The sequence below is a fragment of the Variovorax sp. P4_D9 genome (assembly GCF_056401695.1).
Window position 1 is genome coordinate 14,228 of the sequence record NZ_JBFUIU010000010.1, and the last position, 24,455, is coordinate 38,682.

Annotated in this window: 26 protein-coding genes and 2 pseudogenes; 22 read left to right on the forward strand and 6 right to left on the reverse strand. The window is 65.0% G+C overall.

Going from position 1 to position 24,455, the window contains the following annotated elements; translation table 11 throughout:
- Window positions 1-2 precede the first annotated feature (2 nt).
- The 13 genes from AC1DY5_RS02285 to AC1DY5_RS02345 all read left to right on the forward strand — a co-directional run bounded on the left by AC1DY5_RS02285 (window position 3) and on the right by AC1DY5_RS02345 (window position 12,474).
- On the forward strand, window positions 3-989 hold the full coding sequence (locus tag AC1DY5_RS02285) for a branched-chain amino acid ABC transporter permease (RefSeq protein WP_478108007.1): 987 nt from the start codon (window positions 3-5) through the stop codon (window positions 987-989).
- Window positions 986-1,774, forward strand: coding sequence for an ABC transporter ATP-binding protein (locus AC1DY5_RS02290; RefSeq protein WP_478108009.1), 789 nt, complete (start codon window positions 986-988; stop codon window positions 1,772-1,774). The genes AC1DY5_RS02285 and AC1DY5_RS02290 overlap by 4 nt, the downstream gene beginning before the upstream one ends.
- Window positions 1,767-2,462: an ABC transporter ATP-binding protein gene (locus AC1DY5_RS02295; RefSeq protein ID WP_478108010.1), complete on the forward strand. Its 696-nt coding sequence runs from the start codon at window positions 1,767-1,769 to the stop codon at window positions 2,460-2,462. Before AC1DY5_RS02290 ends, AC1DY5_RS02295 begins: the two co-directional genes overlap by 8 nt.
- A 17-nt stretch (window positions 2,463-2,479) precedes the next feature.
- Window positions 2,480-3,235 carry an SDR family NAD(P)-dependent oxidoreductase gene (locus tag AC1DY5_RS02300; protein ID WP_478108012.1) on the forward strand — a complete coding sequence of 252 codons (756 nt, stop codon included), beginning with the start codon at window positions 2,480-2,482 and terminating at the stop codon, window positions 3,233-3,235.
- Window positions 3,236-3,247: 12 nt separating this feature from the next.
- On the forward strand, window positions 3,248-4,534 hold the full coding sequence (locus AC1DY5_RS02305) for a Rieske 2Fe-2S domain-containing protein (protein ID WP_478108014.1): 1,287 nt from the start codon (window positions 3,248-3,250) through the stop codon (window positions 4,532-4,534).
- Window positions 4,531-4,986, forward strand: coding sequence for a bacteriohemerythrin (locus AC1DY5_RS02310; protein WP_478108016.1), 456 nt, complete (start codon window positions 4,531-4,533; stop codon window positions 4,984-4,986). Before AC1DY5_RS02305 ends, AC1DY5_RS02310 begins: the two co-directional genes overlap by 4 nt.
- A gap of 136 nt (window positions 4,987-5,122) precedes the next feature.
- On the forward strand, window positions 5,123-6,421 hold the full coding sequence (locus tag AC1DY5_RS02315) for a Rieske 2Fe-2S domain-containing protein (RefSeq protein ID WP_478108018.1): 1,299 nt from the start codon (window positions 5,123-5,125) through the stop codon (window positions 6,419-6,421).
- Between the two features lie 30 nt (window positions 6,422-6,451).
- Window positions 6,452-7,720, forward strand: a complete 1,269-nt coding sequence (locus tag AC1DY5_RS02320) for a Rieske 2Fe-2S domain-containing protein (protein ID WP_478108020.1) — start codon at window positions 6,452-6,454, stop codon at window positions 7,718-7,720.
- The gene (locus AC1DY5_RS02325; protein WP_478108022.1) at window positions 7,721-8,554 is read left to right on the forward strand and encodes an SDR family NAD(P)-dependent oxidoreductase; all 834 of its coding nucleotides are present in this window, start codon (window positions 7,721-7,723) and stop codon (window positions 8,552-8,554) included.
- Window positions 8,551-9,717, forward strand: coding sequence for an alpha-hydroxy acid oxidase (locus tag AC1DY5_RS02330; RefSeq protein WP_478108024.1), 1,167 nt, complete (start codon window positions 8,551-8,553; stop codon window positions 9,715-9,717). Before AC1DY5_RS02325 ends, AC1DY5_RS02330 begins: the two co-directional genes overlap by 4 nt.
- Window positions 9,714-10,703, forward strand: coding sequence for a 2-hydroxyacid dehydrogenase (locus AC1DY5_RS02335; protein ID WP_478108026.1), 990 nt, complete (start codon window positions 9,714-9,716; stop codon window positions 10,701-10,703). The genes AC1DY5_RS02330 and AC1DY5_RS02335 overlap by 4 nt, the downstream gene beginning before the upstream one ends.
- A complete protein-coding gene (locus AC1DY5_RS02340; protein ID WP_478108028.1) occupies window positions 10,700-11,557 on the forward strand; it encodes a TIM barrel protein in 858 nt (285 codons plus the stop codon). The genes AC1DY5_RS02335 and AC1DY5_RS02340 overlap by 4 nt, the downstream gene beginning before the upstream one ends.
- A 23-nt stretch (window positions 11,558-11,580) precedes the next feature.
- A complete protein-coding gene (locus AC1DY5_RS02345) occupies window positions 11,581-12,474 on the forward strand; it encodes an alpha/beta hydrolase (protein WP_478108030.1) in 894 nt (297 codons plus the stop codon).
- Between the two features lie 26 nt (window positions 12,475-12,500).
- Here AC1DY5_RS02345 and AC1DY5_RS02350 read toward each other — a convergent pair.
- The 6 genes and pseudogenes from AC1DY5_RS02350 to phnF all read right to left on the reverse strand — a co-directional run.
- Window positions 12,501-12,701 (reverse strand): annotated as a pseudogene (locus AC1DY5_RS02350) (Lrp/AsnC ligand binding domain-containing protein); the annotation flags it as partial.
- A 514-nt stretch (window positions 12,702-13,215) separates the two neighbouring features.
- Window positions 13,216-13,644, reverse strand: a complete 429-nt coding sequence (locus AC1DY5_RS02355; protein WP_478108033.1) for a CBS domain-containing protein — start codon at window positions 13,642-13,644, stop codon at window positions 13,216-13,218.
- Window positions 13,645-13,716: 72 nt separating this feature from the next.
- Window positions 13,717-14,031 carry a hypothetical protein gene (locus AC1DY5_RS02360; RefSeq protein ID WP_478108035.1) on the reverse strand — a complete coding sequence of 105 codons (315 nt, stop codon included), beginning with the start codon at window positions 14,029-14,031 and terminating at the stop codon, window positions 13,717-13,719.
- A 325-nt stretch (window positions 14,032-14,356) separates the two neighbouring features.
- Window positions 14,357-14,908 (reverse strand): phosphonate metabolism protein/1,5-bisphosphokinase (PRPP-forming) PhnN, encoded by a 552-nt coding sequence (gene phnN / locus AC1DY5_RS02365; RefSeq protein WP_478108037.1) that lies wholly within the window; start codon window positions 14,906-14,908, stop codon window positions 14,357-14,359.
- On the reverse strand, window positions 14,905-15,624 hold the full coding sequence (locus tag AC1DY5_RS02370; protein WP_478108039.1) for a DUF1045 domain-containing protein: 720 nt from the start codon (window positions 15,622-15,624) through the stop codon (window positions 14,905-14,907). Before AC1DY5_RS02370 ends, phnN begins: the two co-directional genes overlap by 4 nt.
- Entirely contained in the window at window positions 15,617-16,384 is a 768-nt protein-coding gene (gene phnF, locus AC1DY5_RS02375) for a phosphonate metabolism transcriptional regulator PhnF (RefSeq protein WP_478108041.1), read from the reverse strand. Before phnF ends, AC1DY5_RS02370 begins: the two co-directional genes overlap by 8 nt.
- A 77-nt stretch (window positions 16,385-16,461) precedes the next feature.
- On the opposite strand from phnF, the gene phnG reads away from it, so the two are divergent.
- From phnG to phnD, 9 genes and pseudogenes are all read left to right on the forward strand, one after another.
- Window positions 16,462-16,977: a phosphonate C-P lyase system protein PhnG gene (phnG, locus tag AC1DY5_RS02380; RefSeq protein ID WP_478108044.1), complete on the forward strand. Its 516-nt coding sequence runs from the start codon at window positions 16,462-16,464 to the stop codon at window positions 16,975-16,977.
- A complete protein-coding gene (gene phnH / locus AC1DY5_RS02385; protein ID WP_478108046.1) occupies window positions 16,974-17,612 on the forward strand; it encodes a phosphonate C-P lyase system protein PhnH in 639 nt (212 codons plus the stop codon). The genes phnG and phnH overlap by 4 nt, the downstream gene beginning before the upstream one ends.
- A 3-nt stretch (window positions 17,613-17,615) precedes the next feature.
- Entirely contained in the window at window positions 17,616-18,725 is a 1,110-nt protein-coding gene (locus AC1DY5_RS02390) for a carbon-phosphorus lyase complex subunit (RefSeq protein WP_478108048.1), read from the forward strand.
- Window positions 18,726-18,826: 101 nt separating this feature from the next.
- Entirely contained in the window at window positions 18,827-19,672 is an 846-nt protein-coding gene (locus AC1DY5_RS02395) for an alpha-D-ribose 1-methylphosphonate 5-phosphate C-P-lyase PhnJ (RefSeq protein WP_478108061.1), read from the forward strand.
- The gene (phnK, locus tag AC1DY5_RS02400; protein WP_478108051.1) at window positions 19,669-20,463 is read left to right on the forward strand and encodes a phosphonate C-P lyase system protein PhnK; all 795 of its coding nucleotides are present in this window, start codon (window positions 19,669-19,671) and stop codon (window positions 20,461-20,463) included. Before AC1DY5_RS02395 ends, phnK begins: the two co-directional genes overlap by 4 nt.
- Window positions 20,460-21,176 carry a phosphonate C-P lyase system protein PhnL gene (gene phnL / locus AC1DY5_RS02405; RefSeq protein ID WP_478108053.1) on the forward strand — a complete coding sequence of 239 codons (717 nt, stop codon included), beginning with the start codon at window positions 20,460-20,462 and terminating at the stop codon, window positions 21,174-21,176. The genes phnK and phnL overlap by 4 nt, the downstream gene beginning before the upstream one ends.
- The gene (locus tag AC1DY5_RS02410; protein WP_478108055.1) at window positions 21,173-22,327 is read left to right on the forward strand and encodes an alpha-D-ribose 1-methylphosphonate 5-triphosphate diphosphatase; all 1,155 of its coding nucleotides are present in this window, start codon (window positions 21,173-21,175) and stop codon (window positions 22,325-22,327) included. The genes phnL and AC1DY5_RS02410 overlap by 4 nt, the downstream gene beginning before the upstream one ends.
- Window positions 22,328-22,419: 92 nt before the next feature.
- Window positions 22,420-23,331: a phosphonate ABC transporter ATP-binding protein gene (phnC, locus tag AC1DY5_RS02415; RefSeq protein WP_478108058.1), complete on the forward strand. Its 912-nt coding sequence runs from the start codon at window positions 22,420-22,422 to the stop codon at window positions 23,329-23,331.
- A 48-nt stretch (window positions 23,332-23,379) separates the two neighbouring features.
- Window positions 23,380-24,325, forward strand: a pseudogene (gene phnD / locus AC1DY5_RS02420) (phosphonate ABC transporter substrate-binding protein).
- Window positions 24,326-24,455 lie beyond the last annotated feature (130 nt).

Genomic DNA, 24,455 nt, shown 5'->3' on the forward strand with positions numbered 1-24,455 from the left:
CCATGAAACCTGTTCCACGTCATTCCATCCTCGGCCGCCATCACTGGCGCGCCGGAGAGTTCCTCTGGCTAGCCGCCGCGGTGGCTTGCTATTTCCTCTTTCCGCAATACCTGTCACTCGGTACCTCGGTGCTGGTCATGGTGCTGCTGGTGCTGTCGTACGACCTACTGCTGGGATTTTCCGGCGTGCTTTCCTTTGGCCACGCGGTCTTCTTCGGTCTCGGTGCCTTCACCGCCGGGTGGCTCTCCCTGGCCGGGTGGACGGAGCCTATCAGCGCGGTGCTGGTGGCGGGCATCGCAGCGGCCGCGCTAGCGGCACTGGTGGGTCCCTTTCTGTTGCGGCTGACCGGCCTGCCCTTGCTGATGGTCACGCTGGCGCTCGGCGTGCTGGTGTTCGAGGCAGCCCACAAGGCCACGGACATCACGGGTGGCGACGACGGCTTGGCCGGTATCCAGTTCGCACCCATCTTTGGGTGGTTCGAATGGGGGCTGGGTGGCAGCACGGCCTACTTGTACGTGCTGGCCTGGCTGGTGGTACTGTTCGCGCTGCTCAAGCGGGTTGTCGCCTCGCCTTTCGGGGTGATGCTGCATGGCGTGCGCGAGAACCCGGCGCGCATGCGCCTGATCGGCAATCGTGTGTTGCCGCATCTCATCGTGGCCTACACGATCAGCGCCGCCGCGGCTGGCGTTGCCGGCGCCCTGTTTACCCAGGCGAACGCATTCGTCGGAATCGGGGTCCTCGCCCTCGACACGTCGGTCGACGTGTTGGTCATGCTGGTGCTGGGCGGGATCGGAACCCTCTACGGCGCATTCATCGGTGCGCCCGTCTACATGCTGCTGAAGCACTTCTCCTCCCAATGGAACCCTTTCTACTGGATGCTGATCATCGGCGTCCTTCTGATTGCGGTGGTGATGCTCGGTCGCGGCGGACTGTTGGGACTGGGTCGAACCGCAATCGACAAACTTCGCGGGCGGGAGGGCCAATCATGACCGCGGCCGTCTGCGCGCTGCAGGCCAGCGGACTGAGCAAGCACTTCGGTGCGCTGCACGTAACGCAGGATGTTAGCCTCACGCTCCCCAGCGGCACCCGCACCGCCCTGATCGGCCCGAACGGTGCCGGCAAGACCACGCTGGTCAACCTGCTCACCGGCGTGCTGAAGCCCGACGCTGGAAAGCTGAAACTGTTCGGTGAGGAGGTGACCGGTACCTCCGCAGCCGTCCGCACGCGCAAAGGGCTGGTTCGCACGTTCCAGATCTCAAGCCTGTTCTCGCAACTCACCGTCTTCGAGAACGTCTTCATCGCCGTCACCCAGGCGGCGGGGCGCAGCTTTCATCTGTGGCGTCCGGCCGGACGCGAGCACGACCTGTTGGAGCGCACCGAGGCGCTGCTTGTCCAACTCAAGCTGCAGGACGACCGGAACTGCAAGGTGACGGAGATCGCATATGGGCGGCAACGGCTGGTGGAGATAGCGATCGCGCTGGCGCTGCAGCCCAGGGTGCTGCTGCTGGACGAGCCGGCTGCCGGCATCCCCAGCAGCGAACTCGACCTGTTGCACGACGCCATCGCCAGCCTGCCGGTGGACATCGCAGTGCTGATGATCGAACACGACATGGAGATGGTCAGGATGTTCGCCTCCGAGGTGGCGGTGTTGGTGAATGGCGCCTTGCTGATGTCCGGCAAACCGACGGAAGTGATGTCACATCCCGAAGTACAGGCGGTCTACCTTGGCTCGGCCGGGAAAAAGCGCTTCGAGGGAGTCGCCGCATATGCTTGAAACCAGGAAACTGACCGGCGGGTGGGGGCCTACCCTGGTGGTGGAAAACCTGAGCCTGCGCGTCGCGGCGGGCGAGACTGTCGCGATCATCGGCCGCAATGGTGTCGGGAAGAGCACTTTGCTCGAGTTGATCATCGGGCGCGCTCAACGTCGCGGCGGCAGCATCGTCCTGGACGGAGGCGACCTCACGGCGCTGGCATCGCACGAGCGCGCGCGCCGCGGGTTGGGCTATGTGCCGCAAAGCCGCGAGGTCTTTCCCAGCCTCACAGTCGCCGAACACCTGCAAGTCGCGCAGAGGCCGGGCGAGTGGACCGTGCGCCGAGTGATGGATCTGTTCCCTCGCCTGGGCGAGCGGCTCGCAAGCCATGGAAACCAGCTCTCCGGCGGTGAACAACAGATGTTGGCCATCGCCCGCGCGCTCCTGGGTAACCCCCGAACGCTGCTGATGGACGAGCCTTTCGAAGGACTCGCGCCAATCATCGTGGAGCACCTCGTGCAAAGCATCCGAAAGATCGTGCAGGACAGCTCGCTCGCGTTGCTGCTCGTCGAGCAGCGAGTCGACATCGCGATCGATCTTTCGCACCGTTGCATCGTCATGGACCGGGGTCGGACGGTCTTCGAAGGTGCTTCCGAACAACTGGCCGGAGACGAGGGGCGTGTTGCCGCTCTGATGGGCTTGAGTCACTGACGACGGAGAACTACGCAATGAAATTCGCGGACAAGGTAGCCGTTGTCACCGGCGCGCAGACCGGCATCGGCCTGGCGATCGCACAACGCCTGGCAGGGGAGGGCGCAGCCGTGGTGCTGGCAGACATCGAGGATGCGACACCGCAGGCGCGAGAACTGCAAATAGGTGGTGCCCGCGCGCTGGCGTTGAAGGTCGATGTGGCCGACGAGCAGTCCGTCCATGGGATGGTCGAGCGAACCCTCTCGGAATTTGGCCGCGTCGACGTCCTCGTGAACAACGCGGCGATTGCCGCCAGCATCCAGTTGCGTGCCTTCGAAGAGATCACGGTGCCCGAGTGGCGCCGCATGCAGGACGTGAATGCGATGGGGCCGTTCCTCTGCACTCGCGCGGTCGCGCCGCACATGCGGCGTCAACAGTCCGGCCGCATCATCAATATCACTTCTGGCACCGCTTTCAAGGGGGCTCCCTTCATGCTGGACTATGTCGCGAGCAAGGGGGCGCTGATGACGATGACGCGCTCTCTCGCGCGGGAACTCGGACGTGACTTCATCACTGTCAATGCGGTGTCGCCGGGCTACACGCTCAGCGAGGGCAACCTGGGCAACAAGGAGTTCCTCGCCAGCTATCGGGAGTCCGCCATCGCCACACGCGCTTTGCCGCGCGACGGCTGGCCGGCGGACATCGTCGGTTCTGTCGCCTTCCTGGCAAGCGACGACGCATCCTTCATTTCCGGGCAGATCTTGGCAGTCGACGGCGGGTCCGTCTATCACTGATCGGGTCACGTCATGCTGAAGACGCAATCCAATGAACGAATTTGCCGCGTCGGCGCGAACCAGCCGATGGGCATTGCCTTGCGCCGCTACTGGCTTCCTGTGCTTCTCTCATCAGAGCTCTTGCCCAACGCGGATCCCAAGGGGGTCGAGCTGCTCGGTGAACGGTTCGTTGCGTGGCGCGACGGGGCTGGACGCGCCGGCTTGTATGCCGAGGCCTGCCTGCACCGTGGAGCTTCGATGCGCCTCGCCCGCGCGGAAGGCGACGGTCTTCGATGCATCTATCACGGCTGGAAGTTCGCAGTGGATGGTGCGGTCCTCGACACGCCGAACGTCGCCGACCCCCGGTTCAAACAGCGCATTAAGGGCCGCACGTACCCGGTGCGCGAGGCGGGGGGGCTGATGTGGGCGTACCTCGGTCCGCGCGAAGTGGAGCCTGAATTCCCCCGTTGGCCCTGGATGGATCTGCCAGATGCCAATCGGCTGGTCACGCGCCACGTGGAGGAATGCAATTTCGTTCAGGTGATCGAAGGGCTGGTGGACTCGTCGCACCTCGGCTTGCTGCACCTGAACGGCCTGCGCCAGGCCGGGAACACGGACCTCGAATTCGCGGAGAAGGTGACTTCGATGCAGAAGAACCTGGCGCCGCGGCTGGAGCTGGAGGAAACCCCGTTCGGTTTCTACTACGCAGCGCTTCGCGACATCGCAGACGACAAGGGCAGCCGCACCGAGGCGAGGATCGCCGCCTTCGTCGCACCTTGCATCGTGCTCAACCCGAATGGCGACATCGCGACCTTCGTGGTGCCGACAGCGGATACGAGGACGGCGTTCATCCACGTGTTCTGGAGCGCAACCCAGCAGCTCAATCGGGAGCCGCTGCGCAGCCGGCATCTGGAATTCATCGGCTTGACGCCCGAGGTGCTGGAGGGCTTCGGGCTGACCGACGAGACCCTCGGCAGCGCGGACAAGCCAGGGCCCCGGAACAACTTCAAGCAGGACCGCGATGCAATGCGCAAGGGAGAGAGCTGGAGCGGGTTGCCGGGCCTGATCGAGGAAGACGTGGCGGCCTCGGTCTCGGCCGGTCCACTGCGGGAGCGTGCCAGCGAGGCGCTGTCGTCATCCGACATCGGCATCAGCCGCCTTTACCGGGCTCTGCTTGCGTGTGCCGATGCCGCGGAAAAGGGTGAAGACCCGATCGGCATCCAGCGCGGGATCGACTGGTCCCGTGTGGCCGGCATGAACGACGTCTTGGACGGCCGCGAATGGCGCGAACTGTTGCCGCGAACCGCCGGACTTGCATGAGCGCGATACTCGATATGACAGCAGAGTTCAATTGGCACGAGGACTTCGCCGTCGGCCACGAAGCCATGGACGAGACCCACCGCGAGTTCGTGCATTGCGTCGACGCCATGCTGCGAGCAGAAGAATCCGAACTGTCGGCCGCGCTCGAAGCCTTCGCCGACCACGCGCGCCGTCATTTCGGCGAGGAGGACCGGGCGATGCGGGAGACGGGCTACGGGTCGGCCGGCTGCCACGTCGATGAACATTCGGCCGTTCTGAAATCTGTGGACGAGGTGCGCGCCGCGCTGGCTCTTGGGCACACGCACGTGGTCCGCAGGTTTGCCCATGCACTGGCCGATTGGTTTCCCCACCATGCAACGGTGATGGACATGGGTCTCGCACGCTGGCTGGTTCAAAGCCGCCTCGGTGGTTCACCGGCGGTGATCCGCCCCCGTTTCGCAGCGACCGCCTGATCTGCGCCCCTTTTTTTAATCTTCACATCTTCCGCGGAAGACATTGTTGAACCATGGACAACCTCCCACCTCGTTRCTCACGTCCGCGCATGCCGCATCGCGTGCTCGATCTTTAACTTCAACCAATGGACCCACAATGCTGACCAATCAAGACAACGAGCTGATGTGCCGAACCCGACGCGGCACGGCCATGGGAGAGGCGATGCGTCGCTTCTGGCTGCCGGTGATGCAACTGTCGGAGGTGCCCGCAGCGGGTGGGGATCCCAAGACAATCGAAGTCCTTGGTGAAATGTTCGTCAGTTGGCGCGATCAGCAGGGCCGGGCCGGACTCTACGCGGAGCATTGCCTGCATCGCGGCGCTTCGCTGCAACTCGCGCGCGCTGAAGGCGACGGCCTCCGCTGCATCTACCACGGTTGGAAATTCGCCGTCGATGGCCAGGTGCTCGAAACGCCAAACGTGGCCGATCCCAAGTTCAAGGAGCGCATCAAAGGCCGGACGTACCCGGTGCGCGAGGCAGGGGGCCTTCTTTGGGCTTACTTGGGACCCGCGGGCAAGCAACCTGCGTTCCCGACCTGGCCCTTCATGGAGCAGGACGACGCCCATCGCATCAATGCAATGGCGGTGGTCAACTGCAACTACGTGCAGGTAATGGAGGGTCTGGTGGACTCTTCACATCTGACGGTCTTGCATGCCTCCGGGCTGGCCAAGACCAACGGAGCGGAACTGGACTTCGCGAAGAAGACCACCCACATGCAGTTCGACGCCTCACCGGCCATCGAGGCCGACGAAACGGATTTCGGCTTCCACTATGTCGCCATGCGTAAGGCCGGCGACAAGCGCATGGCCCGCATCGCCTCCTTCGCGTCGCCGTGCTTTGTCGCGAACCCGAACGGTGACCTCTGGTTCGCCGTGGTACCGGTCGACGATGAACGCTGCAACTTCTTCCATGTGTGGTGGAACCCGCAGAAGGCGATAGGGCTGGAGCCGATGCGAACGCAGCAGCTCGAGTTCGTCGGCCTGGACGAACCCACCATGGCCAAGTACGGCATGACCGCCGCAACCTGCGACAGCGAGCAGGCCATGTCCTGGCGAAACGGCTACAGACAAGACCGCGCCCTGCAGCGCGCGGGCCATTTCACCGGCTTTGACAGCTTTACGCAGGAGGATGCCGCGTGCAGCGTATCCAGCGGTGCTCTGCGCGATCGCTCCCATGAAATGCTGTCTGCCGCGGACATTGCCATTGCACGCCTGTATCGCAGCTTGCTGGCGTGCGCTAAGGCCGCTCGCGACAATCAGGAGATTCCTGCGTTGCGGGTGGAGGTCAAGAAAGCGATCGGCATCTCCGCGGAGATCGGGTTGGACCAGGACTGGCGCACGCTGCTACCTCACCAGAACATCGTTTCCGAGTCGGGCGCCCAGGGCACCCGCCAATAGCAACCCAACCACTGAGCACAGGAGCTTTAGATGTTGAACCGTCAAGACAATGAACTGATCTGCCGCGTCGGCCCAGGCACCCCCATGGGGAACATGATGCGCCGCTACTGGCATCCGGTCTGCACTTCCGCACAACTGGGCAAGCCCGATGCTCCGCCACTGCGCGTCCGCCTGCTCGGAGAGGACTATGTGGCGTTCCGGGATACCCATGGCAAGGTCGGTGTGATGGAGGAGCTCTGCATGCACCGCGGGGCCTCGCTCGCGCTCGGGAGAGTCGAGGAAGGCGGCATCCGCTGCCTGTACCACGGCTGGAAGTTCGATGTGACCGGCGCCGTGCTGGAAACGCCGAACAACGGCGATCCGAATTACCGCACACGAATGAAAGCGGCGGCCTTTCCGGTGCGCGAGGAGGGCGGCATCGTCTGGGCCTACGTCGGGCCAAAGGAACTGCAGCCCGAGTTCTCGCGCTATGCCTTCATGGACGCTGACCCGGCACATCGCGTGGTTCTTCGGATCAACGTGCACTGCAACTACCTGCAGTTGGTCGAAGGTGGGGAAGACTCCTCGCATGTGGGCGTGCTGCACACCAACATGGCACGTCCCGGATGGAAGGACGGTGAGTTCGAACCGAACCCTGACGTGGTCAACCCGGCGGCGCTGTCTTCCAATGACCTCGAACCGACGCTGAGGATGGAGGAGACCGCATTCGGGTTCCAGTACGTGGCCCTGCGCAAGACCGGCAAGGCGGGCGTGACGAATGCCCGCGTGGTGCCTTTCATCGTGCCCTACGGCCGTGTCATTCCGGCGCCCGCGTTCCTATTCACGGTGCTGGAGGTTCCGGAGGACGACACGCACACCAGCACCTACATCGTGGTGCACGGCAACGCGCCGGTGTCCGAAGACAAGATCATCGAGTTGCTGGGCCTGGACGACACCCGGTACTACGACCGCAAGGCCTGTGCTTTCACCGCCTCGTGGGCCGATGCCTTCGGCCAGAATCGTGAGCGCATGCAGGAGAGCTGGACAGGCCTGCGCGGCGTGGAAGTCGAAGACGCCGCCATCGCCTTGTCGCAAGGCGCGTTCTATGACCGTTCCAAGGAACACCTGGTACCTGCTGACCAAGCCGTGATGCGGGTGCGTCGCGTGCTGCTCGACTCCGTGAAGCGCGTGATGGACGACAAGCCCCCCGTAGGCGTCGGAATCGACCTGCGTGGCGTCGGCGCCTGCGACGCGGAGCTGGTGGACGGTGCATCCTGGCAGGACCTGTTGCCTTCGCACCGCGAAGCTGTGGAGGCCTGAATGGCGTCCACGAGCAACCCAGGCGGCGGTGCAATGGCGGACTACGTCTCTCTGCTGCGCCTCGACGGCCGCGGCTTCGTGGTCTTAGGCGCCGGCCAGGGCATCGGTGAGCAAGCGGTGCACGCACTCGCCCAGGCCGGTGCCCGCGTGCTGTGCGTGGACCGCGACGAGCAACTGGCGCGCAACGTTGCCGAGTCGGTTGGCGGCGTTCCATGTGCGGCCGACGTCACGTCTCGCACGGACATGCAGCGTGTGTTCGAAACGGGTCGACGTGTCTTCGGCCGGGTCCAAGGCCTGGTCGACATCGTCGGCGTCGCCGGCATCAAGCTGCTCTTCGAAGTGGATGACACGGCATGGAACCTGCAGTTCGACATCGTGCTGCGCCATGCCTACCTGGCCATCCAGGTCGGCGGCGAGATGATGGCCGCCGACGGCGGGGGAAGCATTGCTTTCGTCGGCTCGATGTCGGGCAACCGTGCGGTGCCGAACCAGACGGCCTATGGGGTTTCCAAGGCGGCGTTGCACCACCTGGTGCGTTGCGCAGGCGCGGAGTACGGGCGACTCCAGGTTCGGATCAATGCAATTGCTCCCGGCTACGTGCGAACGCCGCGCTTGAACCAGCGGCTCGGCGACGAAGCCTGGGATGCAATCAGCAAGGTGATTCCCATTGGCCGACCGGCAACTCCGGCCGACATCGCCGGGCCCTTGCTGTTTCTGGCGTCGGACCTCAGTGCCCATATGACGGGTGAGGTGATCGCCGTGGACGGTGGCGCGGGTGTGATGGCTGCCTTTCCCGACRTCAAGTTTGGACCCGCAGCGAGCGTCACGCCTTGACCGCCTTGGAACACGCCCATTCGATCGAAGACCTGCGGCGGCTCGCGCGGAAGCGACTGCCGCGCGGTGTGTTCGACTTCTTCGACGGCGGTGCAGAGGACGAAACCACCCTGCGCGCGAATCGCGAAGGCTTCGAACGCATCCGGCTGCGCCCGCGCCTGCTCGTCGATGTGCAGCAGCCGGATCTCTCCACGAATATCTTGGGCGCCCCGGCGGCTGCGCCGATCGTGATCGCACCGACCGGCGCGATTGGCGCCGGCTGGCCGCAGTCCGACCTCGCCATTGCGCGCGTCGCGGCGCGCCTGGGAATTCCCTATACGTTGTCCACCACGGCAACGTCATCGATCGAGGACATTGCGGAGCACGCCGGAGGCCGACTATGGTTCCAGCTCTACGTGTTGCGCGAAAAGGCGTTTACTGCTGCGCTGGTGCAACGAGCTGCGACGGCCGGCTATGAGGCGTTGGTGGTCACGCTCGACCTGGCAACCGGCGGAAAGCGCGAGCGCGATCTGCGCAACGGATTCACAGTGCCGCTGCGGCGTAGCTGGTGGATGGCGTGGGACTTCGCCACGCATCCGGCATGGTGCTGCCAGCTGTTGCGACACGGGCAGCCGCGCTTCGAGAACCTGCGAGGTTTCGAGGGCAGTACCGATCCGCAGGCTTCCATCGCTGCCAAGGTCGGTCAAAGCTTGGACGCTTCCTTTGACTGGGATGCCTTGGAAAGGCTGCGCGACCAGTGGCCGCGCAAGTTGCTGGTCAAAGGCGTGGCGCGCGCGGAGGATGCCGACCGACTCGCCGCACTGGGCGTGGATGGCATCTGGGTTTCGAATCACGGTGGCCGCCAGCTCGATGGGGCGGTTGCATCCACCGACGCCTTGCCGGAAGTTGTACAGGCGGTCCGGGGCCGAGTATCGGTACTGATCGACTCTGGCGTGCGCCGGGGCGTGGACATCGTCAAGGCGCTCGCCCTGGGGGCCCGGGCCGTCGCCATCGGTCGGGCCACGTTGTATGGCGCCGCTGCTGCAGGCGAAGCGGGCGCCGAGCGAGCGCTCGGAATCCTGACGGACGAACTGCGGCGCGCGATGCAACTGTGCGGGACGCCGACCGTGAATCACATCGACGCGAGTCTTTTGCACGCCGCCTGTACGGGATCCACGCCATGACGCGGCTTCTCATCACACGCACGCTCACGGAGGCGGTGATTGCCGAAGCCAACCGGCAGTTCGAGGTGACACTATGGCCGCACGACGAGCCGATCGGCGCTGCTTTCGAGAGCTGGTCGCATGGATGTGACGCAGCCCTTGTGATGGCCACCGACCGGCTCGACCGCGCTCGTCTCCACGCATTGGCGCGGCGCGCGCGCGCGATAGCGACCTACTCGGTCGGCTACGACCACATCGACCTGGATGCGGCCACGGAACTCGGACTGCCTGTCTTCTACACCCCTGACGTGCTGAGCGACGCCGTGGCGGAAACCGCCATGCTCCTGATCCTCTCCGCGGCCCATGACGCCTCCTCGGCCGAGGCAGTGCTGCGCGGGGGAGGCTGGGGACCGTGGTCGCCGACACGGTTCCTGGGCCGGCAGTTGACGGGCCGCACCTTGGGCGTGTTCGGCATGGGCCGGATTGGACTCGCGCTGGCCGAGCGCGCTCGCGGATTCGGAATGAAGGTCCACTACCACAACCGTTCAATGCTGCCAGCGGGATGCGAGCCGGTTGGCCTGACATACCACGCCACGCTGGAGTCCCTGCTGAGCGTCAGCGACGTGTTTTGCGTCTGCGCGCCGTCGACGCTCGCGACTCGGGGCGTCCTGAATGCTCGTCGCCTCGGGTTGCTGCCGGCCGGCGCCGTCTTCGTCAACATTTCACGCGGCGACCTGGTCGACGAGGATGCGCTGATCGAGGCCATCTCATCCGGCCGTATCGGTGCCGCAGGTCTCGACGTCTATCGCAATGAACCGCAGATCGACGCGCGGTTTCTGCAATTGCCGCGGACCACCTTGCTACCGCACATCGGCAGCGCAACCATCGAAGCGCGTGCGGCGATGGGGATCATGGTCCTGCGGGCGCTGGCTCGCTGGCTCGAGGAACGGAAACCCTCGGACAACTGCCTCAATCCCTCCACGCTCCAGGCAAGGGCTTCCGCATGACCTGGTCGCTGCGCTATGCGCCCCATCTCGGCTACAGGCCCCCGTTTCAACCGCTGTTCGCCGCAACGGTCGGATCTGACGATCTCTTGGAACACATCAAGTTTGCGGCCGACAACGCCTTTGCCGGCGTCCTCTATGCGGCCGCACGGGCGCACACAGCGGCGCAGCAGCAGAAGGTCGGCGACGCATTGGCCGCGCACGGGCTGGAAGCAGGCTGCATCCTCTACACCACCTTCGAGCAGCTTCGCAACACAAGCTGGGCCACGGATAGCAAGGAAGCTCGCGAGTGGATCGCAGGCGAACTCGCGCAAGCCACGGAAGCTGCGCATCGTGTCGGTGCGAATCGACTGGCCGTGTTGGGCGGTGCTGATCCACAGCGTCCGCTCGCCTACCAGCATGCCGCACTCGTGAAGAACCTGCGTTATGCCGGCGATATAGCCGCGCGCGCAGGCCTCAGGCTGTGCCTGGAGACCCTCAGCCGCAAAAGCATCCCGGACATGTTGCTGCAGCACATGCCCGATGCGGTGGCGGTCGCGAAGGCCGTGGATCATCCGGCTGTACGGCTGATCTTCGACACTTCGCACGTGCAGGTGATGGACGGCGACCTGCTTTTCCACCTGGAACAGGCCTGGGACCACATCGAGATCGTCCAACTGGCCGACAACCCGGGGCGCCTGGAACCCGGAACGGGGGAGATCAACTTCGAGAGCCTGCTGCGGCTGTTGTCGAGGCGCGGCTATGGCGGTTTGATCGAACTGGAGTACGGCTGGCGCCTGCCCGGCCTGGAAAGCGAAGGCCGCGGGCTTGCGATGCTCCGCCGCCTCGATGCCGCAGCGAGCGCCCCCAATGAATGACTTCATCCTTCTGGAGCCCATCAATGGCAACCACTGATCCCACTGCTGCTTCGAGCATTGCTCGGCAAATCCGCGCACTCGGTTCGAATTTCGATCCGGAAGTACTGGCAGCGACGCGAGCGCTCTACCGGCCTGTTGTCAATCTCGGCGAAGCAGCCGATGAGCAGGTCGACGTCGTCTACGGAAGCCATGCGCGCCATCGGCTGGACGTTTATCGCCCTGCAAGCCAAGCGCGGGCGGTCGTGGTTTTCGTCCATGGTGGCGGGTTTGTCGCCGGAGACAAGAACGGGGATGGCGTGTTCTATCGGAACGTCGGCCGTTGGCTGGCTCGCCAAGGCTTCTTGGCGGTGCTGCCGAACTACCGGCTCGCTCCGGCGGATGGATGGCCGGCCGGCGCGAGGGATGTTCAAGCGGTGTTGCAGTGGATCAACGAGAAGCGCGAAGACTTGGATGCGCGCAAGGTTCCGCTGGTGCTGTGGGGCCAGTCCGCCGGCGCCAGCCATGTGGCGACCTGGTTGTTCGATGACAACGCGCGCGGTGGCGAACCTGTAGACGTGGACGGCGTCATGCTCATGAGCGGGTTCTACAGTGCGTCCTCGCCGCTTCCCCCCGGGCCGCGCGCCTACTTCGGCGAGGACATTTCCCTGTATGACCAGCGATCCCCGCTCACGCACGTGCGGGCCGTTGAAGCGCCCATTTGGCTCGGTGTCGCAGAGCTTGACCCAGGCTGGATAGCCCAGCAGACCTACGCGATGGCGAGGGCGCTCACGGTGGCCATCGGGAGCAGCCCGAGTTTTCATTTCTTTCGCGACCACAACCATGTGTCGACAGTCCACAGCCTCGGCTCGCCGCAGCAAGATTGCGGCGACGAGGTGCTTCGTGTCCTTGACGCTGTGATCGCCCGAGCATCTCGGTAGCGATGCACGTCCCGAGGTGCTCGCACTCAGAGCGGAATGCTCGCCTCCTTCAGCACACGCAGCACGAAGCGACTTGCTGTGTCGGATGCCCGGGGTCTTGTAGAGCTTCTCGCGCAGCAGCCGCTCGTAGTCGCGGGTGTTGCGCACCGCAATGCGGAGTCGTAGTCGACCGAGACCAGGTAGGCCTCTTGAATCTCGGGGATGGTGGCGAGCACGCGGCCGAACTCGTCAGCCGCGGCAGCGCGCTGGAACGTCGACGTCGCCTCCTTGCGTACGCAGGCCGGCACGGTGCCGGGCCCGGGTGGTCGAAAGCTGAGCTACAGCGAACTGGCCGAGGCGGCCATGGCATGCCGGTGCCTGACACACGCTGAAGGATCCCAAGGACTTCCGGCTAGGGTGGCGAACTTCGATGACAGTGGCGTGACGGCCGCGCCGGCCTCCGCAGCGCCGTGAGGCGAAGCATTCCGTCGGTGGTCTCAAACGTGTCTGCACCGGGCAATTTGACGCTCCGTCCAGTTTCCAGTCGGTACTCTGTCGCAGCTTCATTGTGGCTGCGCGCGTCGTCGTCACCAGGGCTCGCCTCGAGGTACTCGGTGTACTTCACGACCACGTGCCGCTTTCCAACCTGATCCGTGACCTCGATGCGCTCCGTGGGTATCTTCCTCTGGTGCTGCATGGGCCTCCCTCGAACGCCGAGCAGGAAATCACCGTGAGCGTTCTGAATTCGGTTCGGTGCCGGCTTCAGCCGTGGATGTAGGTGCGCAGTTGGTCGATCGTCTGCTCGTGGTCGGCGATGATGTCATCCATCAGATCTCGGATGGAGATCATTCCGATCACGACGTCGCCGTCGACCACCGGCAGGTGGCGAATCCGCTTGTGGCTCATCATCGTCATGCAATCGCGGGTGCGGGTCGCAGGAGTCACGGTCATGACGTTGGGCGTCATGATTTCGGCGACCTGCACCTCTTTGGAGCTCTTGCCGTGGAGGTCGACCTTGCGGGCGTAGTCTCGCTCAGAGACCACGCCCACGAGCTTGCCGTCCGCGATGACCATCAGCGCGCCTACTTCATATCGGGCCAGCACCCCCAGCGCGTCGAACACGGTCGCATCGGGCGTGGTGCGCCAGGGGGCAGAGTCGCGACGTGTGAGCAATTCCGAGACGGATTTCATAGGTCACTCCACGGGTTGGTTTAGAGGGCCATGCAAGAGTCGCGCCCAGCCGGCTAGACTTTGCCGGCTACGCTAACGTAGCGCCTGTGTGGCGCGCTCTGCGAAGACACGCAAGAAATGGGCGGGGCCACCACGGATCGGGGCGCCCGGTCCCTGTTCGTCGGGGCAACGGCTTCGCATCAACTCTTCTCGCCCCTTCTCGGTGATGGCGAGAACCTGGGCCGCCCTTTCGGGGCCTGACAGCGTGAACGGGCTTCCTGACCCCGGGACGACGGCGATCACCAGCCCGGCCGCTCGAAGGATTCGCACCTTGTCGATATCGTCGGAGAGACTGAGCGACATGGGCATATGGGACGAGGCGATGACGGCGAGCAGGTTCATCGGCATGGAAGCCTCCAGTGAGTCGCCGGCGGCATGACGCAGAAGGGCTCGGCGGCCTTCTTAGGCGATGTGGGTGGTCGGACCATGCCTCAAGTGTTCGCCTTCAATATGACGCGCGAAAGAAAGCACCTTTGCGCATCGGAGGTTGATCATCATCCGATGTGGCTGTCAGGGCGATGGTGCGGTTGGGTTGGCGAGTGCCCGATGCGCGGGCAGTCTGTCCAGGCTCAAGCGGGGCGGCCATCCGAGCGCCGCGAGCCCGTAGTTGTCCACAGGCTGTGCACGAATTCCATGAACAACTGTCCGTCGCGCGGAACGGTCGGAGAGTGGTCTACGGCATGGCCTCGGTTGTGAAGATCTGCAGAAACTGCTCGCCTGCTGCGTCGAGCAAGCCGTCATTGCGGATCTCGATTGCATGTTCCGGCGGATGGTGCGCGACCGCGCGGCGCACCCGTGCTTCGACCGCCTCGGGCGTTTCACGCCCGCGCGCGAGCAGCCGAGCGCGAAGCGTCTCGACGCTTGCGGTGACATTCACCACGGCCAGTTCAGGGAATCTCTTGAGCGCTTGCGGCAGGTGGGCTCGCGATCCGTTGACGATCACCTGCGCGCCGGCGTCCAGCGGAGCGAATTCGGCGTGGCGGACGCCGTAGCGAAGGCCGTTGGCCTCCCAGTCCAGAGCAAAGGCCTGCGCCTGGTGGAGTTGCTGGAAGGCTCGAAAGTCCATGCCATCGTGCTGCTCGTCGCCTGGCGTCACCGGGCGAGTGATTGTGCGGCGCGCGAAATGGACCGCCGCTTGGGGCGGGAGCCTCTGGCTCAGCCACCCGAGCAGGCTATCCTTACCGGCGCCGGAAGGACCCATGACATAGACGACGCGGCCTTTCATGAACCGAGCCTCAAGTGCTCCACGAGCACGAAGTCCGCCCCCGGTCGAGATTCGGCGAACAGGGCGACCGATTCGACGCGGCAGGCTGGCAGCGGGCCGAACCACTGTGCGCCCGCGCGCCTCATCGCGTCGACGACCGAAAGTTGCGTTTCAGACAATGACCCGGTGAGCGACATGTGGAAGCGGAAGCGCTCGAGCACGAAGGGATAGCCCCAGCGCAGCAGCAACGCGTCTTCCATCGGCGTCAGGCCGCCTGCGCGTCGACGCTGTAGTTCATTGATCGACAACGTCGCTGCCAAGGGGTGCAGGCTTGACACGCAAGCCRCGGCGACTGCGTCGATCTCTGGTGAGTGCCGTTCGGGAGCAAGTGCCAGGAAATCGTCGATCCGAGTGACCTTCAGCGGTGGCAGCGTGAAAGCTTGGAGAGTGCCGCACAGTTCGCACAGCCGCTTTCGAAGGTCTGCGAAGTCGGCACCCGGTGCCAACGCAAATGGCGCCTTGAGGGTCGCGTGCCAGCCGTATCGCCTCGGCGCCTGCGTCAGGCGAAATTGTTCTTCTGGGCTCACGTCCGGTACCGGCGGCTGATGCATCGGCTTCTGCTGTACCGCGCAACGTCCTAGCCACCGGCTGCCCGCTTCCCACCATGCGCTTTGCTGAGCGGGCGCGAAATACACAGCGTAACGATGCGCGGTCCTTCCCGTTGTTTCCTCAGTCATCGTGCGCCACCGTCAGCGTGACGCGATCCCCTGCGAACCACGCCCGGGCGTATTCGATGGGGACGCCGGCAGGATCCACGTTGACGCTCTCGACGAGCAGCACCGGCCGAGTGGCGGCCTGTCGGAGGTGGGCGGCCACCGCGGGCTCTGGCATCTGTGCAGTGATGCGGCTTTCGAGCCGCGTGTAGTCGGTCACGTCCCGCGCCGCAAAACCCGCAGTGATCGAACCGGTCTCGCGAACCACGTCGTCCAGACCGGCAAAGCGCGGCAGCGGAAAGCAGCGCTCGCTGAAATGCAGCGGCTGGCCCTCCGCGTCTCCCATCACGTGGAGGCACAGCAACGGGCTTTTCGCGGGAACGCGCAGTGCACGTGCCTGCGCAGCGGTGGCGCGCACCGTGTCCGCGTCCAGCACTCGCAGCGCACCTCGCAATCCGGCCAGCGCCATGTTCTGGTGATGGCGCGTTCGCTTGGCGAGCACCAGGTCGACCGCGAACTCCTCCACATAGGTGCCGCTGCCCTGCGTCGCACGCAGCAAGCCCTGACTGCAAAGGCTCGCGAGCGAACGGCGAATGGTGTGGCGATTGACCCCGAACTGCTCCGCCAGTGCGTGCTCCGAGGGCAGGCGCTGCCCCGGTGGATATACGCCGCGCGCAATCGAATCGGCCAGCTCCGAGGCGATGCGAGTCCAGAAGCTGTCGCGCGCCACCGACGCGGGGGAGGCGACGGAAGTCGAGGCGGAGAGGGAGGTAAGTGCTGTCATGAAAGCTACATGCCGCAGTCCTAAGCTCGCGGCTGTTGATCGATTTGTCTATACAACTTTCACAGAGTATCACCCTCATGTTTCATGCCTTTGACAGCCACCCGCCCCATCAGCCGCCTGACCGCGCACAGTGGATGGCCCTGCTGGCCCGGGCGCCGGTCGCGCTGCTCGAGCCCGCGCTCGGCGCGCACGCACAGGACGCACCGCGCTGGCTGCGTGCACCGGAGACGGGATTGATGATGGTCCAGGGCCGTGCTGGCGGCACTGGCGAGCGTTTCAACCTCGGCGAAGTCACGGTGACCCGCTGCGCCCTCCGGCTGGGCGAACGCCCGCATCGCGAGGCGGCCGTTGGCGTTTCCTATGTGCTTGGCCGCTCTCACCGTCATGCGCACTTGGCGGCAGTGGCCGACGCGCTGCTGCAGGATCCGACGCAGCAGGCATTGCTCGATGCGAGTCTTCTAACTCCCGTGCGGGAGCACCTCGCGCACCTGCGCTCCGATCGCCACGCGCGAGCACAGGGCAGCAAGGTCGAGTTCTTCACGGTGGCGCGCGAGGCCGGTTCGGCAGGCGACGACGAGGAGGAGGGCGCATGAAGGCCACCGATCTCGGCGCAGTCAGCGCCGGCTTCTCCGATCCGGCGCTGGGCAGCCAGACCGTGTTCCGTGCAGCGCTGCAGGCGTTGTCGCATCCTGGCCGCCCGGTCGATGTCACGCACGACGCCGAGGCTCCGGTGCAGGGGCATGCAGCGGCCGCGGTCTTGCTGCTGGCCCTGCTCGACCCTGATTGCAGACTCTGGCTCTCGCCCTCGTTGGCGAACAGCGACGCAGCGCACTGGCTGCGCTTTCACTGCGGCTGCGAACTCGTCGACGAGCCTGCGCGGGCGCAGTTCGCCTGGGTCGCCGCCTGCGACGAGTTGCCCGCGCTGGAGCGCTTCGCGCAAGGCAGTGACACCTACCCGGATCAGTCCACCACCTGCGTGCTCGAGGTACCGTCCTTCGTAGTCTCAGGCGAAACGTCAGATGTGGGCGGCTGGCGCCTGCGCGGGCCGGGTATCCGTGGTCAGGCGCATCTGAACGTCGGCGGCTTGACGCAGGAGGCTGCGGCGCGGCTGATTGCGCAGCGAAGCCTCAACCACGAAGCGTTTCCGCATGGCGTCGACCTATTTCTCGCAACGCCGCATCAGATCGTCGGTCTGCCGCGCACCACCCGCATCGAACTGGAGGCATAGCTCATGTACGTTGCCGTCAAGGGCGGTGAAGCCGCCATCCTCCACAGCTACCAGTTGCTGGCCGAGCAGCGCCGTGGCGATGCCGGAACGCCCGAACTGTCCGTGCAGCAGATCCGCGAGCAGCTCAAGCTGGCCGTGGACCGCGTGATGACCGAAGGCTCGGTGTACGACCCTGAGCTCGCCGCCCTCGCGATCAAGCAGGCCTCGGGCGATCTGATCGAGGCGATCTTCCTGCTGCGGGCCTACCGCGCCACACTGCCGCGCTTGGGCACCAGCGTCCCGCTCGACACGGCGCGCATGCAGCTCGATCGGCGCATCTCGGCCACGTTCAAGGATCTCCCGGGTGGGCAACTTCTTGGGCCGACCTACGACTACACGCAACGGCTGCTGGACTTCTCCCTTCTCGCCGTCGACCAGAACGTCGTGGCGGGGGCGCCGCCGGTGACGCCTGGCGTTGCGCCCCCGAAGACCCCACGCGTGGTGGACCTGCTGGATGACGAAGGCCTGATCGAAACCCGCTCGGTACCGCCGGGCGATCCGGCGCCTGTGGATCTCACACGCGAACCCTTGCGCTTCCCGGCCGAGCGCGCCACCCGTCTGCAAAACCTCGCGCGCGGCGACGAGGGCTTCCTGCTCGCGATGGCCTATTCGACGCAGCGCGGCTACTCGCACAGCCATCCCTTCGTCGGCGAGATCCGCCTGGGCAGCGTGGCGCTGGAGCTCGAGCCCGAAGAGCTCGGCTTCGCGATCTCCATTGCCGACATCGAGGTCACGGAGTGCGAGATGGTCAACCAGTTCGCCGGCARCAAGACCGAGCCACCGCAGTTCACGCGCGGTTACGGCCTCGCCTTCGGGCACAGCGAACGCAAGGCGATGGCGATGAGCCTGGTCGATCGCGCGCTGCGTGCCGAGGAACTGGGCGAGGCCGTCGAGTCGCCTGCGCAGATGCAGGAGTTCGTGCTCTCGCACAGCGACAGTCTCGAGGCATCCGGCTTCGTGCAGCACCTGAAGCTGCCGCACTACGTGGACTTCCAGTCGGAGCTGGCGTTGGTGCGCAAGATGCGCGCCGCCGATTCCGCTGTCCACGAACCCACCGACGAGGAACCTTCATGAACACATCGCATGCGTCCAGGGAGGCTGAAAAGGCCCCCTCACCCGCCGACGACATCGGGCAGCGCTTCAACTTCGCCTACCTGGACGAACGCACCAAGCGCATGATTCGCCGCGCGATCCTCAAGGCGGTGTCGATTCCCGGCTACCAGGTGCCCTTCGGTTCGCGGGAGATGCCGCTTCCGTATGGCTGGGGCACCGGAGGCATCCAGGTCACGGCCTCGGTCATCGGGCCGCGCGACGTGCTCAAGGTCATCGACCAGGGCTCCGACGACACCGTGAATGCGGTCAACATCCGGCGCTTCTTCGAGCGCACGGCTGGCGTGCGGACCACCACGCGGACAGCAGACGCCACGCTGATCCAGACCCGTCATCGCATCCCCGAGGCGCCCCTGGCCGAGGGCCAGGTTCTGGTCTACCAGGTCCCGGTGCCGGAGCCGATGCAGCGACTGGAGCCGCGCGAGAGCACCACGCGCACGCTGCACGCACTGGCCGAATACGGCCTGATGCACGTCAAGCTGTACGAGGACATCGCCCGCTACGGCCACATCGCGACCACCTACGACTACCCGGTACTGGTCAACGATCGCTATGTGATGTCGCCGTCGCCGATCCCCAAGTTCGACAACCCGAAGCTTCACATGAACCCGGCTCTGCAGCTCTTCGGCGCGGGGCGAGAGAAGCGCATCTATGCATTGCCGCCCTACACGCCGGTCGAGAGCCTGAGCTTCGAGGACCATCCGTTCCAAGTGCAGCGTTGGGACGTGCCGTGCGCGCTGTGCGGCGCCGCGGACAGCTTTCTCGACGAGATCATCACCGACGACAAGGGATCGCGCATGCATGTGTGCTCGGACTCGGACTACTGTCAGCAGCGAAGGGAAGACCGCACGCAGGCGGCAACCCCCCCGGTCGACGAGGCAGCACCGATGTGCGCTACGGAGGCGGCATGAGCACCGCAGCGCATCTGACTTCTGTGCCGCTGCTTCGCGTGCGCGGCATCGGCAAGCGCTATGGCGAACGCGTGGCGCTGCAGGACGCATCCTTCGACCTCTGGCCCGGCGAAGTGCTGGCGGTGGTCGGCGAATCGGGTTCAGGAAAATCGACGTTGCTCAACGCCGTCGCGGCGCGCAGCCGACCGGACGCAGGCAGCGTGCAGTTTCTGAGTCGCGCGGGCGTCCTGCAGGACGTGTTCGACATGAGCGAAGCGCAGCAGCGTCTGCTGGCGCGCACCGATTGGGGCTTCGTGCACCAGAACGCGCCTGACGGGCTTCGAATGGATGTGTCGGCCGGTGCGAACGTCGGCGAGCGTCTGATGGGTCTTGGCGAGCGCCACTATGGCCGCTTGCGCGCGACCGCCGAGGAGTGGCTGGAGCGCGTGGAGATCGATCCACGCCGCATCGATGATCCGCCGCGCACCTTTTCAGGCGGCATGCGCCAGCGCCTGCAGATCGCGCGCAATCTGGTGACCCATCCGCGGCTGATGTTCATGGACGAGCCGACCTCGGGACTCGACGTGTCGGTGCAAGCCCGGTTGCTCGACCTGTTGCGACAGCTCACCCGGCAGCTGCAGCTCGCCGCCATCATCGTCACGCATGACCTCGCCGTGGCACGTCTGCTGGCGCACCGCATGATGGTCATGCAGCAGGGCCGCGTGGTGGAGTCGGGTCTGACCGATCAAGTGCTTGACGACCCTCAGCATCCCTATACCCAGCTTCTCGTTTCCTCGGTGCTCCAGCCATGAACCGTCCGCTTCTCCAGATCGAAGGGGTGGCCAAGCGCTTCACCCTTCACCACCAGAACCAGCTCGAACTCTCGGTGTTCGACCGTATCGACCTCAGCGTCAGTGCCGGCGAGTGCGTGGTGCTTGACGGCGCTTCCGGCCTCGGCAAGAGCACGCTGCTCAAGCTCATCTATGCCAACTATCGCGCCAGCGCGGGCAGCATCCTCGTGCAACCGGGGAAGGGTGACGCTGTCGATGTGACCACCGTCTCGCCGCGCGAACTCGTCAGGCTGCGCCGCGACACCATCGGCTATGTGAGCCAGTTCCTGCGCGTGATCCCCCGGGTGGCGGCGCTCGACGTCGTGGCCGAGCCGCTGGCCGAGGATGCAGTCGACGATCCCGTGGCGCTCGAGGCCGCGCGCGAGCAGGCTCGCGTCTGGCTCACGCGGCTGCGCATCCCGGAGCGCCTGTGGCATCTTCCGCCAGCGACTTTCTCGGGCGGTGAACAGCAGCGCATCAACATTGCGCGCAACATGATCAAGCACAAGCCGCTGCTGCTGCTGGACGAGCCGACGGCGTCACTCGACGCCGCGAACACGCGCACCGTCATCGAGTTGATCCATGAGGCCAGGGCGCGGGGCGCGGCGATGGTCGGCATCTTCCATGATGCGGAGGTCGGATCGGCCGTCGCCACGCGCCGCGTCAGCGTCGCTGATTTCAGGAGTGCGGCATGAGCGGCGGCATGGTTTTCAGCAATGCACGTCTCGTGCTTGCCGACGAGGTGCTGCACGGCACCCTGAGCACGTTCGACGGCCGCATCGCCGCCATCGATGCCGGTGGCACCGGCGCCGCAGCCCTGGACCTGGAAGGCGACTATCTGCTGCCTGGCTTGGTCGAGGTTCACACCGACAACTTCGAGCGCCACCTAATGCCGCGCCCAAAAGTCCAGTGGGCCGAACTGCCGGCATTGCTCGCGCACGACGCGGAAGTCGCCTCGGCTGGCATTACCACTGTGTTCGATGCGCTGGGCGTCGGGGAAGCCGACACCGAAAGCCTGCGTGGCAACCCATGGGGCACGGTGCTCCACACCCTGGACCGCTGCACCGCGCAGGATATGCTGCGCGCCGATCATCATCTGCATGTGCGCTGCGAGTTGCCGGCGCCCAACACGATCGAGCTCTTCGAGCCCTTTCGAGGCCATCCGAGGCTTTCGCTGATTTCGCTCATGGATCACACGCCAGGCCAGCGGCAGTGGGAGAACATCGATCTGGCGCGCATCTACTACACCGGAAAGAAGGGCTGGAGTCGCGAGAAGTTCGAGCATCGTGCGGCCGAGGCCGAGGCCCTGCAGCGGCGCTATGCCGAGTCGCATCGCCGCCATTTCGTCGACTACTGCCGCACGCACGGCATCGCCCTCGCGAGCCACGACGACACAACCGTCGAGCACGTGGCCCAGGCGCATGCTGAAGGAGTCAGCATGTCGGAGTTCCCGACCACGCTCGCCGCCGCCCGGGCGGCGCGGGATCGCGGACTGTCGACCGTCATGGGCGGACCCAACGTGATGCGCGGCGGTTCGCATTCGGGCAACGTCGCGGCGGCCGACCTGGCCCGCGACGGATTGCTGGACATCCTCTCGTCCGACTATGTGCCCAGCAGCCTCCTGGGCGCCGCGATGCGGCTCGTGGCGGACGAACTCCTGACGCTGCCGCAAGCGGTGCGGACGGTCACTTACGCCCCAGCGCGGGCTACCGGCTTGCACGACCGCGGTGCCATCGAGTCCGGGCTGCGCGCGGACCTGGTGCGGGTCCGCATGACCGATCTCCCGGACGGATCCAAGCATGCCGTCGTGCGCAGCGTGTGGCGCGAAGGGCAGCGCGTTCTGTGAGCCGGGCTGACACATCGACGTCGCCGAAATGTCAATCGCGCGTCATACCTGACCGTCAGACTTTCAGTTGTCTAGACGACTTGGGGAACTCAATGGAATCCATCCTGCGCATCAGGAAGCTCAACAAGCATTTCGCGAACGGGAGGCACGCCTTGCGCGATGTCGACATCGACGTCAAGCGCGGAGAAATGGTGGCGCTGATCGGCGCGTCGGGGTCGGGAAAGTCGACGCTGCTGCGTCATGTGGCCGGCCTCGTGGCCGCCGACGGCGAGAGCGATTCGCTGATCGAGATCGATGGCCGTCGGGTGCAGCAGGGCGGACGCATTCATCGCGACATCCGCAAGGTGCGCTCGCATGTCGGCTTCGTGTTCCAGCAGTTCAACCTGGTCGCTCGGCTTCCGGTCCTCGTGAACGTGCTGGTGGGGTCGCTGCATCGCACGCCCTGGTGGCGCGGTTGGCTGCGTACCTTCACCGCGACTGAACGGGCCCGCGCACTCGATGCCCTGGCGCGCGTTGGCATTGCCGACTGCCAGGCGCAGCGAGCTTCGACGCTGTCTGGCGGACAGCAGCAGCGCGCCGCAATCGCACGAGCGCTGGTGCAAGGCGCGAAGGTCGTGCTGGCCGATGAACCGATCGCGTCGCTCGACCCGGAATCCTCGCGCAAGGTCATGGAGATCCTGGCACGCATCAACCGCGAGGACCGCTGCACGGTGATCGTCTCGCTGCACCAGGTCGACGTCGCGATGAAGTATTGCCCGCGCGTGATTGCCCTCCACCAAGGCGAGGTCGTCTTCGACGGTGCCTCGTCGGCGCTCACCCCGGACTTGCTGCGCGAGCTCTATGGGGTAAAGGCCGAAGAGTTGCTGGCGACGCCGCTGACGCTTGTCCCTTCGAACCCGCTCCCTCCCTCTGCGCCGAACTCCGCGGCCGTCACGGTTCATGTGCTGCCGCAGGCGACCACACTGGCACCGTGGCCCGCGCGCGGCGTCCAAGCAGCCGGCTGAACTGCGGGACTCATTCGAGCCACCCATCTCAACCTTTTGGAGTTATTCATGATCAAGAAACTTTGTGCAACCCTGGCCCTCGGTCTCAGCATGAGCGTCGCGCTTGCGCAGGTACCTCAACTTCGGCTTCATCTCGACCGAAGCCTCGTCCAACCTGCGCCAGGACTGGCAGCCTCTCATCGACGACATGAGCCGCCAGACCGGCCTGAAGGTGACCGCCTTCTTCGCCTCCGACTATGCCGGCATCATCGAAGGCATGCGTTTCAATAAGGTGCATCTGGGCTGGTTCGGCAACAAGTCCGCCATGGAAGCCGTCGACCGGGCCAACGGCGAGGTGTTCGCGCAGATGGTCAACGCCGACGGCACGCAGGGCTACTACTCACACCTGATCGTTCATCGCGACAGCCCCATCAACAACCTGGACGACGTACTGAAGAATGGCAAGAGCCTCAGCTTCGGCAACGGCGACCCGAACTCGACCTCCGGCTTCCTGGTGCCGGCCTACTACGTGTTCGCCAAGAACCAGGTGGACGCCAAGTCGCTCTTCAAGCTCTCGCGCAGCGCCAACCACGAGACCAATGCGCTCGCCGTGGCCAACAAGCAAGTGGACGTAGCGACGAACAACAGCGAGAACCTGGAGAAGATCAAGGAGCGCTTCCCCGAGAAGTTCAAGGACCTCAAGATCATCTGGACTTCGCCGCTGATTCCGCTCGATCCGCTGGTGATGCGCAAGGACTTGCCCGAAGCCACCAAGGCCAAGATCCGGACCTTCTTCTACAACTATGCGAAGACGGATCCGCGCGAAAAGGAGATCGTCATGAAGATCTCGAAGCTCTCCGGCTTCAAGGAGTCGAGCGACCAGCAACTGCTACCGATCCGCCAGTTGGAGTTGTTCGCGCAGCGAAACAAGATCGAGGCGGACACCGTGCTCAGCGAGGCGGACAAGAAGACCCGACTGGCCGACATCGACAAGAAGCTCTCCGCGTTCAACTGACTCTTATCCGACGCGACACTCTTTCCAATGCAACCGACCGTCCTCACCCCCAGCGCGCCCATGCCGACGATGCCGGCTCCCCGCAGCAACTGGGTCCGCCCTTTCGGTTGGGCCATTCTCCTCGCGTTGC